14 protein-coding genes and 1 tRNA gene are annotated in these 14,554 nt (G+C 65.0%); 6 read left to right on the forward strand and 9 right to left on the reverse strand.

The window, feature by feature from the left end; all coding sequences use genetic code 11:
* Nucleotides 1–17: 17 nt before the first annotated feature.
* From AOQ71_RS41305 to AOQ71_RS41335, 7 genes are read right to left on the reverse strand one after another with little or no spacing between them, the layout of a single operon-like run.
* The gene (locus AOQ71_RS41305; protein WP_057759526.1) at nucleotides 18–542 is read right to left on the reverse strand and encodes an NADH-quinone oxidoreductase subunit B family protein; all 525 of its coding nucleotides are present in this window, start codon (nucleotides 540–542) and stop codon (nucleotides 18–20) included.
* Between the two features lie 3 nt (nucleotides 543–545).
* Nucleotides 546–2,066: a hydrogenase large subunit gene (locus AOQ71_RS41310; RefSeq protein ID WP_057759528.1), complete on the reverse strand. Its 1,521-nt coding sequence runs from the start codon at nucleotides 2,064–2,066 to the stop codon at nucleotides 546–548.
* Between the two features lie 2 nt (nucleotides 2,067–2,068).
* On the reverse strand, nucleotides 2,069–3,508 hold the full coding sequence (locus AOQ71_RS41315) for a hydrogenase 4 subunit F (protein ID WP_057759531.1): 1,440 nt from the start codon (nucleotides 3,506–3,508) through the stop codon (nucleotides 2,069–2,071).
* On the reverse strand, nucleotides 3,505–4,167 hold the full coding sequence (locus AOQ71_RS41320; RefSeq protein WP_057759534.1) for a hypothetical protein: 663 nt from the start codon (nucleotides 4,165–4,167) through the stop codon (nucleotides 3,505–3,507). Before AOQ71_RS41320 ends, AOQ71_RS41315 begins: the two co-directional genes overlap by 4 nt.
* Before the next feature lie 3 nt (nucleotides 4,168–4,170).
* Nucleotides 4,171–5,127, reverse strand: a complete 957-nt coding sequence (locus AOQ71_RS41325; protein ID WP_057759536.1) for a respiratory chain complex I subunit 1 family protein — start codon at nucleotides 5,125–5,127, stop codon at nucleotides 4,171–4,173.
* Nucleotides 5,124–7,124, reverse strand: coding sequence for a hydrogenase 4 subunit B (gene hyfB / locus AOQ71_RS41330; RefSeq protein WP_057759538.1), 2,001 nt, complete (start codon nucleotides 7,122–7,124; stop codon nucleotides 5,124–5,126). Before hyfB ends, AOQ71_RS41325 begins: the two co-directional genes overlap by 4 nt.
* A 40-nt stretch (nucleotides 7,125–7,164) precedes the next feature.
* Nucleotides 7,165–7,434: a helix-turn-helix domain-containing protein gene (locus AOQ71_RS41335; protein ID WP_057759540.1), complete on the reverse strand. Its 270-nt coding sequence runs from the start codon at nucleotides 7,432–7,434 to the stop codon at nucleotides 7,165–7,167.
* Nucleotides 7,435–7,483: 49 nt separating this feature from the next.
* Here AOQ71_RS41335 and AOQ71_RS46145 point away from each other — a divergent pair, with 49 nt between their 5' ends.
* On the forward strand, nucleotides 7,484–7,720 hold the full coding sequence (locus AOQ71_RS46145; protein WP_057759543.1) for a hypothetical protein: 237 nt from the start codon (nucleotides 7,484–7,486) through the stop codon (nucleotides 7,718–7,720).
* Nucleotides 7,721–7,801: 81 nt separating this feature from the next.
* Here the strand turns inward: AOQ71_RS46145 and AOQ71_RS41345 are convergent, their stop codons facing one another.
* Complete coding sequence (locus AOQ71_RS41345) at nucleotides 7,802–8,335, reverse strand: MarR family winged helix-turn-helix transcriptional regulator (RefSeq protein ID WP_057759545.1); 534 nt, start codon at nucleotides 8,333–8,335, stop codon at nucleotides 7,802–7,804.
* 177 nt (nucleotides 8,336–8,512) lie between these two features.
* Between AOQ71_RS41345 and AOQ71_RS41350 the strand changes: the two genes are divergently transcribed.
* The 3 genes from AOQ71_RS41350 to AOQ71_RS41360 are packed head-to-tail and all read left to right on the forward strand — an operon-like array spanning nucleotide 8,513 to nucleotide 12,058.
* Nucleotides 8,513–9,553, forward strand: a complete 1,041-nt coding sequence (locus AOQ71_RS41350) for a branched-chain amino acid ABC transporter permease (protein ID WP_057759547.1) — start codon at nucleotides 8,513–8,515, stop codon at nucleotides 9,551–9,553.
* 7 nt (nucleotides 9,554–9,560) lie between these two features.
* The gene (locus tag AOQ71_RS41355) at nucleotides 9,561–11,330 is read left to right on the forward strand and encodes a branched-chain amino acid ABC transporter ATP-binding protein/permease (RefSeq protein WP_083514877.1); all 1,770 of its coding nucleotides are present in this window, start codon (nucleotides 9,561–9,563) and stop codon (nucleotides 11,328–11,330) included.
* On the forward strand, nucleotides 11,327–12,058 hold the full coding sequence (locus AOQ71_RS41360) for an ABC transporter ATP-binding protein (protein ID WP_057759551.1): 732 nt from the start codon (nucleotides 11,327–11,329) through the stop codon (nucleotides 12,056–12,058). Before AOQ71_RS41355 ends, AOQ71_RS41360 begins: the two co-directional genes overlap by 4 nt.
* Here AOQ71_RS41360 and AOQ71_RS41365 read toward each other — a convergent pair whose 3' ends face one another.
* Entirely contained in the window at nucleotides 12,059–12,601 is a 543-nt protein-coding gene (locus tag AOQ71_RS41365) for a disulfide bond formation protein B (protein ID WP_057759553.1), read from the reverse strand.
* A 218-nt stretch (nucleotides 12,602–12,819) separates the two neighbouring features.
* On the opposite strand from AOQ71_RS41365, the gene AOQ71_RS41370 reads away from it, so the two are divergent.
* Together AOQ71_RS41370 and AOQ71_RS41375 are read left to right on the forward strand one after the other, a co-directional pair.
* Nucleotides 12,820–12,904 (forward strand) — tRNA-Leu (locus tag AOQ71_RS41370).
* Nucleotides 12,905–13,517: 613 nt separating this feature from the next.
* The gene (locus tag AOQ71_RS41375) at nucleotides 13,518–14,537 is read left to right on the forward strand and encodes a substrate-binding domain-containing protein (protein ID WP_057759555.1); all 1,020 of its coding nucleotides are present in this window, start codon (nucleotides 13,518–13,520) and stop codon (nucleotides 14,535–14,537) included.
* The last annotated feature ends 17 nt before the right edge of the window (nucleotides 14,538–14,554 follow it).

A 14,554-nucleotide genomic window follows, 5' to 3' on the forward strand; every position in this document is an offset into this window, starting at 1 on the left:
TCGCCCCGCCGTGGGGCTTACCGCTTGGCGCTGACGTGCTCGAGCAGCGCGAGCAGGCCCCTCAACAGGTCCGTCGGCGACGGCGGGCAGCCCTTGATGTGCAGATCCACCGGAATGGTCTCGGATACACCGCCGACGCAGGCGTAGCTGCCTCGGAAAATGCCGCCGTCGATCGCGCAGCCGCCGACCGCGACGACCCACTTCGGATCGGGTGTCGCGTTGTAGGTCCGCTCCAGTGCCTGTCGCATGTTCCTGGTCACGGGACCCGTCACCAGCAGCACGTCGGCATGGCGTGGCGAGGCGACGAAGCGCAGGCCGAAACGTTCGACATCGTAGAAGGCGTTGGACAGCGCGTGGATCTCCAATTCGCAGCCGTTGCAGGACCCGGCATCGACCTCGCGAATGGCAAGAGAACGCCCAAGCCTGGCCTGGGCGGCGCGATCGACTTTCGCGGCGAGCTCGGCCAACGCCGAAGCGTCCGGCGCCGGCGCGGGCTCCGTCAGCGAACCATGGGTGAGGCTTTCGAGCAGGGTCTTGCGCATGGCTCAGAGGTCCGCGCCCGAATAGGAACAGTTGAACGACTTGTTGCAGAGCGGGAAGTCGGCGATGATGTTGCCCTCGATCGCGGTTTCCAGCAGCGGCCACTGGAACCACGACGCATCGCGCAGATGGCAGCGTTCGACGCGTAACTCGCCATCGAGCCGCAGCCACGCCAGGACGTCGCCGCGGAATGCCTCCGTCAGCGCCAGACCTTCGCATCCGCCGCGCCCCGCCGGCGGTGCGGTCCTGATCTCCCCCGGCTCCATCAAGCCCAGGATCTGCGCGATCAATTCGACGCTCTGCTCGACCTCGCGGATACGGATCCAGACCCGCGCGTTGACGTCGCCCATATCCAGCACCGGCACCTCGAACGACAGATGATCGTAGGGCGCGTAGGCAAGTGTGCGGCGTGCATCGAAATCGCGGCCCGAGGCGCGGCCGACATAGCCGCCGGCGCCGAACTGCCGCACATAGTCCGCCTTCACGACGCCCGTGGTGACGGTGCGATCCTGCAAGGATGCGGTGTTGTCGTAAAGCTCGATCAGGCGCGGGAAGACCTTGTTGATTTCCGCAAGCAGCATTCGCAGCGCCGGGAGACCGTCCGGCGCGATATCGCGCGCCACGCCACCGGGCACGACGACGTCCATCATCAGGCGATGGCCGAACGCAATGTCCGCAGCGCGCAGGGTCCGCTCGCGCAGGATACCGGTCTGCGCATGCATCAGCGCGAACGACGCATCGTTGCAGATCGCGCCAATGTCGCCGAAATGATTGGCCAGACGCTCCAGTTCCGCCATCAGCGCCCGCAAGTAATTCGCCCGCCGCGGCACCTGGATATCGAGCGCCGCTTCCGCTGCGCGTGCAAAAGCGAAGGCGTAGGCTACCGCGCTGTCGCCGGAGGTACGGTTGGCGAGCTTTGCCGCGGCCTCGAGGTCAGCGCCCTGCATCAAGGACTCGATGCCCTTGTGGGTGTAGCCGAGCCACTGCTCCAGCCGCACCACGTGCTCGCCATTGGCGCTGAAGCGGAAATGGCCGGGCTCGATGATCCCGGCATGGACGGGGCCGACCGCGACCTGGTGCAACGCCTCGCCCTCGGCCGGAAGGAACCGGTATGGCTGCGCGTCGCGCGATGCGTTGCGGCCGGAGAGCGGATAAGACCGGCCCCAGGCATCGTGATCGAGCCATGGCCGCAAATCTGGTCGCAGATCGTCAGCGGCGTCTGGAACAAGCCCGAACAGATCATGGATGGTCCGTTCCAGCCGAAGCGCAGGCGGATGACGGCTGGCGACGCTTGGAAACGTGCCGGCCGGACACGCGTAGGTGACGACCGCGATCTCGGCCGAGCTGCCATCGAGCATTGCCATATGCACTGCGGTCGGCTCGCCCCAGAAGCCGAGCAGCGTGAGGCCTCCCTCGACCAGCCGATCGATCGCCGCCTGCCAGCCCGCCTCCGTCACGACCGCACGTGGCCAGGGCCGGTGCGACGGCACCGCATGAACATGGGGGATGCTGTCGAGGATGCCCATCGCTACCCCAGGAGCTTTGCGACGTTCTGGAAGCCGGCGACCAGCCCCGGCGGCAGATAGATGCCGGCCATCAGCACCAGCGCAAGATGCGTGAACATTGGTACATAGGACGCCTCCGCCGGCGCGGTAGGTCCCTTGGGCTCGCCGAACATCACGGCGCCGATGCGCAGCAACAGGCCGCCGAGCGCGATGATGATGCCGAGCACCAGGATGACCGTCAGCCAGGGCGCGTGCGAGAAGGCCGAGCTCACCACCAGGAACTCGCTCATGAAGATGCCGAGCGGCGGCAACCCGACGATGGCGACGACGCCGAGCATCAAGCCCCAGCCGAGCACGGGATTGGTCACCGTCAATCCGCCGATGTCGGCGATCTTCTGCGTGCCCTTGACCTGCGCGATATGGCCGACAGCGAAGAAGATCGCCGACTTGGTCAGCGAATGCATGGTCATGTGGAGCAGGCCGGCAAAATTCGCCAGCGGCCCGCCCATGCCGAAGGCGAAGACGATGATGCCCATATGCTCGATCGAGGAGTAGGCGAACATGCGCTTGATGTCGCGGCGGCGGTAGAGCATCAGCGACGCGAAGATCACCGAGATCAGGCCCATCGTCACCATCAGCGGCCCCGGCGCGATGGCGGCGAGATTGACCGCGAGCATCATCTTGAAGCGCAGCAGGGCGTAGAGCGCGACGTTGAGCAGGAGGCCGGAGAGCACCGCCGAGATCGGCGTCGGGCCTTCCGCATGGGCGTCGGGCAGCCAGGCGTGCAGCGGCGCGAGGCCGACCTTGGTGCCGTAGCCGAGCAGCAGGAAGACGAAGGCGACGTTGAGCAGCGCCGGGTCGAACTGTGCGGCGTGCTTCACCAGCACCGACCACACCATGCCGTCGAGCCCCTCGCCGACCACCGGGCGCGCCGCCATATAGACCAGGATGGTCCCGAACAGCGCCAGCGCGATGCCGACGCTGCCGAGGATGAAATATTTCCAGGCCGCTTCCAGCGCCTCGTGGGTGCGGTAGATGCCGACCATCAGCACGGTCGTCAGGGTCGCCACTTCAACCGCGACCCACATCAGGCCGATATTGTTGGCGATGAGCGCGAGGTTCATCGCGAACATCAGCGTCTGATACATTGCGTGATAGAAGCGCAGGAACGCCGGCGTCAGGCGCCCGGTCTCGATCTCGTGCTGGATATAGCTCGCGCTGAATACCGACGTGGTGAAGCTGACGAAGGTGGTCAACACGATGAAGACCTTGTTGAGATCGTCCACCAGCAGATACTGCCCCGACACCGGCTCGACCACGAACAGCGAAAGCGAAGTCAGGAAGGTCGCGAGCGCCGCCACCACGTTCAGCTTCGCCGTTTGCCGATAGCCCGGCAAGATCGCCAGCAGCGCGGCCGAGACGGCCGGGATCACGAGGATGGCGCTGAGGACGTCAATGCTCATCGCCGCTCCCCGCGAAATCGATCGAGGGCCTGCACATCCACGCTGTCAAACCGCTCGCGGATGCGGAACAGGAAGATACCGATCACGATGAAGGCGATCAGCACCGAGAAGGCGACGCTGATCTCGACCACCAGCGGCATGCCCTTTGCGCCGGTCGCCGCCAGCACCAGCCCGTTCTCCAGCGACATGAAGCCGACGACCTGGCTGACGGCGTTGCGCCGCGTCACCATGACCAGGAGCCCCAGCAGCACCACCGACAGCGCGAAGGCAAGGTCCTCGCGCGCGAGCGCGTCGGCGCCCGGCGTCACCCGCAGCATCACCACCATCGACAGGGCGACGAGGCCGATGCCGGCCATCATGGTCAGCCCGATCCCGATCACGTTCTCGATCTCGCGGTGGATGCCGAGCCGCTTGATGATCCGGTGCAGCGCCACCGGAATGATGATGGCCTTGAACACCAGCGCGATCAGCGCCGTGAGATAAAGATGCGGGGCTTGCTGCACATAGGCCTGCCACGCCACCGACAGCGCCAGCACGCCGGCATGCAGCGCGTAGACGTTGAGCAACGCATAGAGCCGGTCCTGGTAGAGCATCATGAAGCTCGCCAGCACGAGGGAGCCGGCGAGCAGGTGGGCGATGTCGAATTGCAGGCTGCTCATCTGTCAGAGGCTCCCCGACACGAAGCGCAACAGGGTGGCGAGCAATGCCAGCATCAGCGCCGCGCCCAGAAACTCGGGAATCCGGAACACGCGCATCTTGGCGATTGCGGTTTCGAACAATGCGAGCAGGAAGCCAAGCACCGTCAGCTTGCCGATATAGAGCAGCGCGCCGAAGACGAACCTGCCAATGCTCGCGTCCGCAGTCGCGATCCCCCATGGCAGGAACACGCAGGCGATCAGCGATACGTAGAGAAGGAGCTTGAGCTGCGAGGACAGATCCACCAGCGCGAGATGTCGCCCCGAATATTCCAGAACCATGGCCTCGTGCACCATGGTGAGCTCGAGATGAGTGGCGGGGTTGTCGACGGGGATCCGGGCATTTTCCGCCAGCGCCACGATGGTCAATGCCACGAATGCCATGCCCAGCGACACGCGCAGGCCGACGGCGTCCGAGCCCATGAACTCGGCAACGTTGGCGAGCTGTGTCGAGCCGGCGATCATCGCAACCGAAAACACCGTGATCAGCATCGCGGGCTCGGCGAGGGAGGCGATCATGACCTCGCGGCTGGAGCCGATGCCGCCGAAGGCGGTGCCGACATCCATGCCGGCGAGCGCCTGGAAGAACCGGGCGCTGCCGAGCAGCGCGATGATGGCGATGAGGTCGGCGGTCCAGGAGAACAGCAGCCCGTTGCCGAAAGTCGGCACCAGCGAGGCCGCGACCCAGGTTCCCGCGAACATCAGATAGGGAATGACGCGGAACAGCCAGGATGCATTGTCCGCGAGCACGACGTCCTTGCGCATCAGGCGAATGAGGTCGCGATAGGGCTGCAGCAGCGGCGGCCCGCGCCGGCGCAGCAGCCGCGCCTTGACTTTGCGCACGAACCCGGTCAGCAGCGGCGCCAGCCCCAGCACCAGCAACATCTGGGCGCCCTGGGAGAGGATGTCGCGCAGCGCATTCATAGCGCCACCACCAACAGCAGCACGATCAGCGCCACGAAGACCAGGGTCAGGTAGCGGCGGATGGTGAGAAACTGCAGGATATTGATGCGGTCCGTCGCAAAAGAGACGGCCTTCGCGATCGGCGCGTACAGCGCATCCCAGATCAAATCGCGCAGCTCGACCCGAAGTCGCGCAGGGCGCGGCGAGGACGGCGGCGGCATCTCGCCGATCTCGCGCGCGGCAAAGATGACGCTGCCGAACACGCGGCGGATCGGCTGCGAGAAGCTGGAAGCCGAGTACTGGATCGCCGGGTTCGGATCGGGATAGCCGCAATCCCAGGCCGGTGCGCGGCGCAGGCGGTCGGAGGCCAGACGGTGAATGGCCGACGCCGCCGCCGTGCCGCAGAGGGCTGCGAACACGAACACCAGAAGGCCGTTATAGGAGCTGCGGCTTTCCGCGATCGGCACGATGGTGAGCCACTGCAATCCGACCTGATGCGGCATGACGTTGCCGACCATGGCCTTGCTCACCGGCGCCAGCGCATCGATGAGCAGCCCGGGCAGGATGCCGGCAATGAGGCAGAGGGCCGCGAGCAACAGCATCGCGGTCAGCGAGAAGCGGTCGGTCTCATGCGCTGACGCCGCGACATCCGAACGCGGCCGGCCGAGAAAGCTGATGCCATAAAGCTTGACGAAGCAGGCCGCGGCAAAGGCGGCCGCGAGCGCCAGCAGACCGCCGACCGCCGGAATCGCCAGCTTGAGGCCCCAGGAGGGCAGTTGCGGCGAGAGCAAAATCGCCTGGAAGGTCAGCCATTCCGAAACGAAGCCGTTGAACGGCGGCAGCGCCGAGATTGCGACGCAGCCGATCAGCACCGCGAACGCCGTCTTCGGCATGCGATGGATCAGCCCGCCGAGCTTCTCCATGTCGCGCTCGCCGGTTGCTCCGAGCACCGCGCCGGCGCCAAAGAACAACAGACTCTTGAACAGCGCGTGGTTGAAGACGTGCAGCATCGCCGCGGTGAAGGCGAGTGCCGCCACCCAGTCGAGCCCTTGCGCCTTGAAAGCCAGCGCCAGCCCGAGCCCGGTGAAGATGATGCCGATATTCTCGATCGTCGAATAGGCGAGCACGCGCTTGATATCGCGCTGCATCAGCGCATAGAGCACGCCCAGCGTCGCCGTCGGACCGCCGACCAGCAGCACCACCATGCTCCACCACCACACCGGTTCGGGCAGAAGGTCGAACACGATGCGCACGAAGCCGTAGACGGCGACCTTGGTCATGACGCCGCTCATGAGGCCGGAGACATGGCTGGGTGCAGCGGGATGGGCGAGCGGGAGCCAGGCGTGCAGCGGCACCAGGCCGGCCTTGGAGCCGGCGCCAAGCAGCACGAGGATCACCACCATGCCGGTCAACGCAGCGGAAGGATGCGAAGCCCGGATCGCATCGAAATCGTAGCCGGCGCCGCTCGCGAGCAGGCCGAAGGCGAGCAGCAGCGCCAGCGTGCCGAAACTCGCCATCAGAAGATAGACGTAGCCGGCGCGGACATTCTCGGCTTCCCGATGATGCGACACCACCAGCGCCCAGGAGGTCAGCGACATGAATTCCCAGGCGACCAGGAAGCTGAAGGCATCGTTCGCCAGCACGACCACGTTCATCGCTGCGAGATAGGCAGGATAGAACGGCAGCACGCGGCCGGGGGAATCCTCGTGCTTGGAGTAACCGAGTGCAAACAGGCTCGCGGCGGCGCCGCCCAGATTGACGACGACGAGGAAGAAGGCAGACAACGCGTCGAGCCGGACATGGGCACCGAGCCAGGGCAATCCGATCGGCAGCGTCGCGCTCAACACCGGATGCGCGGGATCGAGCAAATGGAGGAGCGCGGTGGCGCAGAGCGTCGCCGTGATGACGAGGCAGGCGCCATAGAGCACGACCGAGCCGCGCGGACGCATCGACAGCGCGATTGCAGCCGGCGTCAGCGCCAGCAGAACCGCCACTGACCATAGCGCCACCGCGATCATGGCCGCTCCCGGATCATGATCTGCGCGCGCGTCATCATCGCTATTGGCTGCCCGCGCTCGGAGGTGGGGACTTCAGCCGCACGCCGCGCCCTCCCGCACTCGACGCCGCACCCTCGGCGATCAGCTCGATGCCCGCCACCGACAGGGCCTCGACCAGCTTCATCAGGGAATCGACATTGCCGCGGATCACCCCTTCGGAGGCCTCCATGCGCTGGATCGTCGGCAGCGATAGCGAGCTGCGCTGCGCAAGTTCGCGCTGGTCGATCCCGAGCAAGGCTCGGGCGGCTCGAAGCTGCGCGGCGGTGATCACGGGCGGGATCTCCGTGCAATGAGGATGATTGATTTGCCAAGCTTAAGGTATGCAAAATGATGTTTCAAGCATCATTTTGTATTTTCAGCGCATCAATCCGACGACTTCGTCGGAGCTCACGCCCTGCGGGCGCCTGTTGCGCACTGATCGATGCTGCGACCTTCGCGACTATGAAGGCGATCTGCTGCAGCCCGACCCGACGCTGACGAGCGTGGATGATATCAGGGTAATTTTGGTGGATTGGGGTCGCACCTCTCCCGTCATTCCGGGGCACGCGCAAGCGTGAACCCGGAATCTCGAGATTCTCCGGTGCGCAAGTGCGCACCATAGTTCGATGCTTCGCATCGCCCCGGAATGACGAAATCGCTCAAAACTCGTTCGCGATCTTCGAGAGCATCCCGAGCAGGGCTTCGCGGTTGGCTTGCCCGAGCAGCTCGTTCAGCCGCGACTCGTGCTTGGTGGCGACGAGCTTCTTGGCGCGGGTCAGCACGGCCTTGCCCTTGTCGGTCAAGACCAGGATGTGCGAGCGGCGGTCGTTGGTGGAGCGGATCCGGGCGCAGAGGTCGCGGCTCTCGAGATTGTCGAGCAGCGCGACGAAGTTGGGCCGGAGGATGCCGAGGGTGGAGGCAATCTCGGTCTGGTTACGGCCCGGATTCTTCTCGACCAGAAGCAGCACCGAGAACTGCGCCGGCGTCAGCTGGAGCGAGGCCATGCAGCGCAGGAAGTTCTCGAATACCTTGAGCTGCGCCCGCTTCAGCACGTAGCCGAGCTGCTCGGAGAGCTCGCCGAGCTGGAGGGCTTCGGCAAGACCTTGGCTTTGCCCTTCCGGCGCCTCCTTGCGGCCCTTGGTCGCCTCCGACGCCTTTTCGGCGGACTTTTCAGCGGGTTTGGAAACGGTCATCGCCTCGTGCTCGTAATCCCGTTAAATTCGGGACGGGTCGTCCCCCACCCTTGAAGTTATATTCGATAATTGTTATGGATCATATCAAATATCGTCAGCGTATTTCAATGGCTGTGTGAGGACCATCCACCGCAATTGCGGAGATCGGTCCTCGATCTTGAGGGGGAGCGTCCGGTCTTGAACACCACTATCATGCTGTTCCTGCTGCAGGACGGCATCACCAATGGCGCGATCTATGCGCTGCTCGGCCTGGCGCTGGTGCTGGTGTTTGCCGTCACCCGCGTCATTCTCATTCCCCAGGGCGAGTTCGTCACCTATGGCGCGCTGACCTATGCCTCGCTGGCCTCGGGCCAGATGCCGGGCACTGCCAAGCTGGCGCTGGCGATGGGCATCACCGCCTGCGCCTTCGACCTGTTCGTGGCCCGCAAGACGCTGCATGGCCGGCTGATCCTGCGCAGCGTCCTCGCCAATGTGGTGCTGCCGGCCATCGTGCTGGCACTGACGATCAGCCTGGCGGCGCAGAAGCCGCCGGTCGCGGTCTGCATCGCGCTGTCGCTGGTGATCGTCGCGATGATCGGCCTCTATCTCTACCGCATCGCCTTCCAGCCGCTGGCACACACCTCGGTGCTGGTGCTGCTGATCGCATCCGTGGGCGTCCACCTCGCGCTCCAGGGATTGGGCCTGCTGTTCTTCGGCGCCGAGGGCCAGCGCGGACCGGCGGTGCTGTCAGGCGCCTTCACCGCGGGCGCGCTGCGCTTCACCGGCCAGAGCCTCACGGTCTACGGCATCACCATCGCCTTCATCGTCGGTCTCTGGCTGTTCTTTGGGCTCACGCTGTACGGCAAGGCGCTGCGCGCCACCGCCGTCAACCGCCTGGGGGCGCGGCTAGCCGGCATCCGCACCACGCTCTCGGGGCAGATCGCCTTCCTGCTGGCCTCCATCATCGGCGCGTTGTCGGGCATCATGATCGTGCCGATCACGACGCTCTATTATGACAGCGGCTTCCTGATCGGCCTGAAGGGCTTTGTCGCCGCGATCATCGGCGGCCTCGTCAGCTATCCGCTGACGGCGGTCGCGGCCCTGTTCGTCGGCATCGTCGAGGCGTTCTCGTCCTTCTATGCCTCCAACTACAAGGAGGTGATCGTGTTCATGCTCCTGATCCCGGTGCTGCTGCTGCGCTCGCTCGCCGCGCCCGCGGTCGAGGAAGAGAAGGACTGAGGCCAAGATGCAGAGCCGGCTCCCCATTCTCGTCTTCGCAGGTGTCATGGCGGCGATCCCGTTCATCCCGGGCATGCCACCGTTCTGGATCGTGCTGCTCGACAATATCGGCCTTGCCGCGCTGGTCGCGATGGGCCTCGTGCTGCTCACCGGCGTCGGCGGCCTCACCTCGTTCGGCCAGGCCGCCTTTGTCGGCTTCGGCGCCTACACCACGGCGCTGCTGACGACGGCCTACGGCCTCTCACCCTGGCTGACCTTGCCGCTGTCGCTGCTGGTCAGCGGCCTGCTGGCGGTGCTGCTCGGCCTCGTCACGGTCCGCCTCTCCGGCCATTATCTGCCGCTCGGCACGCTGGCCTGGGGCCTCGGCCTGTTCTACCTGTTCAGCAAGCTGGAATTCCTCGGGCGCAACGACGGCATCTCGGCGATCCCGCCGCTGTCGATCGGCTCATTCAAGATGCTCTCACCGGGCTCGATCTATTTTGCGATCTGGGTCGCGGTGATCCTCTCCGCTCTGCTGACGATGAACCTCCTGGACTCGCGCACCGGCCGCGCCATCCGCGCGCTCCGCCGCGGCCATGTCGCAGCCGAAGCTTTTGGCGTGCACACGCCGCGGGCCAAGCTGTTGGTGTTCATCCACGCCGCCGTGCTCGCGGGCCTGTCCGGCTGGCTCTACGCGCATCTGCAGCGCGCGGTGAACCCGACGCCGTTCGGGGCGCAGGCCGGCATCGAATATCTCTTCATCGCGGTGGTCGGCGGCGCCGGCTATGTCTGGGGCGGCGTGCTGGGCGCGGCGATCGTCGTGATCCTGAAAGAGGTGCTGCAGAGCTATCTGCCGCTGATCCTGCCCGGCTCCGGCCAGGTCGAGACCATCGTGTTCGGCATCATGCTGGTGGCGCTGCTCCAGCTTGCCCCCGGCGGCGTCTGGCCCTGGCTGGTGTCGTTCCTGCCTGAACGCGCCGGCGGCAAGAAGCCCGATACCTCGCTGAAGCTGGAGCAGCGCAGCCGCGCGTCAGGCGAAGCGGGCGTCCTGCTCCAGGTCGAAAAAGCGCGAAAACAGTTCGGCGGCGTGGTCGCGGTCAACAACGTGTCCTTCGACGTCCAGGCCCGCGAGATCGTCGCGCTGATCGGACCCAACGGCGCCGGCAAGAGCACCACCTTCAACCTGATCACCGGCGTGCTGTCGGCGACATCGGGCTCGATCTCGGTGCTCGGCAGGAAGGTCGATCGCGCGCCGCCGCAGGAGATCGTCAAGCTCGGCATCAGCAGGACGTTTCAGCACGTCAAGCTGGTGCCCGACATGACCGTGCTGGAGAACGTTGCCATTGGCGCGCATCTGCGCGGCCATTCGGGACCGCTCGCTTCGATGCTGCGCCTCGACCGCGCCGATGAAGCAAAGCTGCTGGCGGAAGCCGCCCGCCAGATCGAGCGTGTTGGGCTTGCCGAGCAGATGCACCAGCTCGCAGGCTCGCTGTCGCTGGGACAGCAGCGTATCGTCGAGATCGCGCGTGCGCTGTGCGTCGACCCGATGCTGCTGCTGCTCGACGAGCCGGCCGCGGGCCTTCGCCACATGGAGAAGCAGCAGCTCGCCAAGCTGCTGCGCGAGTTGCGCGACGGCGGCATGTCCGTCCTTTTGGTCGAGCATGACATGGGCTTTGTGATGAACCTGGCCGACCGTATCGTGGTGCTCGACTTCGGCACCAAGATCGCCGAAGGCACGCCCGCCACGATCAAGACCAATCCCGAAGTGATCAAGGCCTATCTCGGAGTGGCGGCATGAGCGCGCTGTTGTCAGTCACCGACGCGCATGTCGGCTACGGCAAGGTCGAAGCCGTGCGCTCGGTCTCGCTTGAGGTCGGCACGAACGAGATCGTCACCATCGTCGGCGCCAACGGCGCCGGCAAGACCACGCTGCTGTCGGCGATCATGGGCATCCTGCCGCTGAAGGGCCGCGTCGCCTTTGCAGGGCAGGACCTCGCCCGGCTCGACATCGAGGATCGCGTCGCGATGGGCCTCGGCCTCGTGCCTGAACATCGCGAATTGTTCGTCACCATGAATGTCGAGGACAATCTCGAGCTTGGCGCCTTCCGCATCGAGAAGAGCCGGGCCAAGGCCTCGATCGAGCGGATCTACACGCTGTTTCCACGCCTCAAGGAGCGCCGCAAGCAACTCGCCGGCACCTTGTCCGGCGGCGAGCAGCAGATGCTGGCGATGGGGCGCGCGCTGATGGGCGAGCCGAAACTGCTGATGCTGGACGAGCCGAGCCTTGGCCTTGCGCCGATCATCGTCGCCGACATTTTCCGCATCGTCACCGAGCTCAAGGCCAGCGGCGTCTCCGTGCTGCTGGTCGAGCAGAACGCGCAGGCCGCGCTCAAGATCGCCGACCATGCCTATGTGATGGAGCTCGGCGAGTTCGTGCTGAGCGGCAAAGCCAGCGACATCGCGGCGAACGAGCGGGTGGCGGCGAGCTATCTCGGCTTCCAGCACGAAGGCGCGAGCGTGCTGTAGTTACGCGCGCGATGCCGTCCGTACGAATCCCCAGGCCGCGATCGCGGCCATCAGCAGCGAGATCAGCACGTTGTAGCCGGCGAGCGAGAGGCCGAGGAAGCGCCACTGCACCTCGTCGCAGCGCACCACCTTGACGGTGTCGAGCCGAGACAACAGGTCGCCGGCACTGCCGAGATTGACGACCGGGCCGGAGCAATCGGTCGGGCCCTTCCAGAACCCCCATTCGACGCCGGAATGGTAGGTGCCGAGGCCGGCATTGGCGAGCGTTGCCAGCACGAGAATCGCGAGTCCCGCCAGCAGCAGCGGCCGCGGCGACCCGCTCCGTGCCGCAAGCGCCGTGAGCGCCCCGAGCGGGATCGCGAGATAATAGGCATAGCGCTGCTCGAGGCAGAGCGGACAGGGCAGGATTTCCAGAACCAGCTGGAAGAACCAGGCTCCCGCGATTGTCGCCGCCGCGATCAGGGTGACGGCCAGCGAGGCGGTCAGCGCGGGGCCGCCGACTGCGGGGCGAGACGCTGATATTGCGGCACTCTGGGTCGTCACGGCGGCCTCTCCGGCTAGGGGCTTGGCTATAGATCTTGACGCGTTTTCTTGACGCGAACCGGCATCCACTTCGCTCGAAAACGCAGATAGCCTCTAACCCCGGCCCAAGCCCCTGTCGAGAACGATGGGGATCACTTTGGCGCGGGTTGACCCCGCCTTTCCCATGGCTATAGTCCGCCGGCTTCGCGACGCTCTCCTTTCGGAGGGGCCGACCGAGGGCCCCTGTGGCGGAACTGGTAGACGCGCTCGACTCAAAATCGAGTTCCGCAAGGAGTGCTGGTTCGATTCCGGCCAGGGGCACCAACTTCCCGCAACCAGATCCGCTTTGGATTGGCGGCCGCACATCGTTCTTGCGGACCATCCGCTCGATTCCGTCGTTCGGAATAGCGAAATTCGCTGCGATCACCTTGCTGCCCGATGCCGGCAAAAATACCAACAAATCGGCCGAGGCGCGCAGGTCCGAGTTGCCTGTCATCAGCCTAAGTTGATGTCGGCCAATTCACCCGAAGCAAAGTCACAATAGTCGACGCTTGTGCATCTCGTGCCGGAAGCGGATTGATTTCTCGGCTTTGCAATGCGTTGCGCTTCGCCGCCGGAGTTCGCGTGCATATGCCGTGACGAAGAGATCGTCTGTGCGTCTGGCTCTGCCTTTCCGAAGGCACGTGTCGAGCCGGGAGGCTTCGTCCGGACCCAGGCACTTCGGAGAGCGGGGACATCGGCCGGCCGGGTCGCCGCCGATTCAGAGCAGCCTCAAAATGGTTACCGCACTGCGGGGAGACTTCCCGTTTGACGGAGGATCAGCGAAAATGAGACTAACTGGGAAGCGCCACCTCGGGCGGGACTTGCTTTTCCGCCAATCTTTCGTGTGCAGTCTCTCGTCTTCGAGAATATCAAACAATGACTTGGGAGAGAAACCATGAAGCCTGCTATCCTAATCGTGGCCATGTCAGCTATCGGCAGCGCGATGCTCGCCGGATCGGCCCTGGCCGACACCACCGGCAAGAAGATCGCGTTCTCCAACAACTACGCCGGCAATTCCTGGCGCCAGGCGATGCTCAAGAGCTATGACATCGTCACGAAGAAGGCAGTCGCGGACAAGGTCGTCGCCGCGGCGGACGTGTTCACCACCGCCGACAAGGAAGTGCCGACCCAGGCCGCGCAGATCCAGAACCTGATCCTGCAGGGCTATGACGCGATCGTCATCAACGCGTCTTCGCCGGACGCCCTCAACGGCGCCATCAAGCAGGCCTGCGACGCCGGCATCGTCGTCGTGTCCTTCGATGGTATCGTCAGCGAGCCCTGCGCCTATCGTGTCGTGGTGGATTTCAAGGACATGGGCAAGCAGGAAGTGGCGCAGATGGCCAAATTCCAGCCCAAGGGCGGAAACCTCCTGGAAATCCGTGGCCTCGCCGGCACCTCCATTGACGAAGCCATCCACAACGGCATCCTGGAGGGGGTCAAGGATCATCCGGAGTTCAAGATCGTCGGATCGGTGACTGGCGATTGGGACCAGACCACGGCGCAAAAGGCGGTTGCTACCGTACTGCCTTCACTGCCCGAGGTCGTCGGCGTGGTCGACCAGGGCGGCGACGGCTACGGAGCCGCGCAAGCTTTCGCGGCGGCTGGCAAGCCGCGGCCGACCATCATCATGGGCAACCGGCAGGACGAACTGGAATGGTGGAAGGAGCAGAAGGCCAAGGACGGTTACACGACATGGTCCGCCTCGATCGCGCCGGGCGTATCGACATTGGCATTCTGGGTCGCCCAGCAGGTGCTGGATGGCAAGAAGGTTCCGCACGATCTTCTGGTGCCCTATCTCGCCTTCACGCAGGCCGACTTCGAAGCCGAACTGCCTAAAATCCCGAAGGGCAGTGTCGCGAGCCACGAATACACCCAGCAGGACGCCATCGATGCGATCAAAGCCAACATGAAGTGATGGGGCCATGGCTGACA

Source organism: Bradyrhizobium manausense (assembly GCF_001440035.1).
GTDB lineage: Bacteria > Pseudomonadota > Alphaproteobacteria > Rhizobiales > Xanthobacteraceae > Bradyrhizobium > Bradyrhizobium manausense.

Coding starts and splice junctions, on each gene's coding strand:
- AOQ71_RS41355 (WP_083514877.1), top strand. CDS start 9,561: ATGCAGAGCCGGCTCCCCATTCTCGTCTTCGCAGGTGTCATGGCGGCG.
- AOQ71_RS41320 (WP_057759534.1), bottom strand. CDS start 4,167: ATGAGCAGCCTGCAATTCGACATCGCCCACCTGCTCGCCGGCTCCCTC.
- AOQ71_RS41325 (WP_057759536.1), bottom strand. CDS start 5,127: ATGAATGCGCTGCGCGACATCCTCTCCCAGGGCGCCCAGATGTTGCTG.
- AOQ71_RS41360 (WP_057759551.1), top strand. CDS start 11,327: ATGAGCGCGCTGTTGTCAGTCACCGACGCGCATGTCGGCTACGGCAAG.
- AOQ71_RS41375 (WP_057759555.1), top strand. CDS start 13,518: ATGAAGCCTGCTATCCTAATCGTGGCCATGTCAGCTATCGGCAGCGCG.
- AOQ71_RS41315 (WP_057759531.1), bottom strand. CDS start 3,508: ATGAGCATTGACGTCCTCAGCGCCATCCTCGTGATCCCGGCCGTCTCG.
- hyfB (WP_057759538.1), bottom strand. CDS start 7,124: ATGATCGCGGTGGCGCTATGGTCAGTGGCGGTTCTGCTGGCGCTGACG.
- AOQ71_RS46145 (WP_057759543.1), top strand. CDS start 7,484: ATGCAAAATGATGTTTCAAGCATCATTTTGTATTTTCAGCGCATCAAT.
- AOQ71_RS41310 (WP_057759528.1), bottom strand. CDS start 2,066: ATGGGCATCCTCGACAGCATCCCCCATGTTCATGCGGTGCCGTCGCAC.
- AOQ71_RS41345 (WP_057759545.1), bottom strand. CDS start 8,335: ATGACCGTTTCCAAACCCGCTGAAAAGTCCGCCGAAAAGGCGTCGGAG.
- AOQ71_RS41305 (WP_057759526.1), bottom strand. CDS start 542: ATGCGCAAGACCCTGCTCGAAAGCCTCACCCATGGTTCGCTGACGGAG.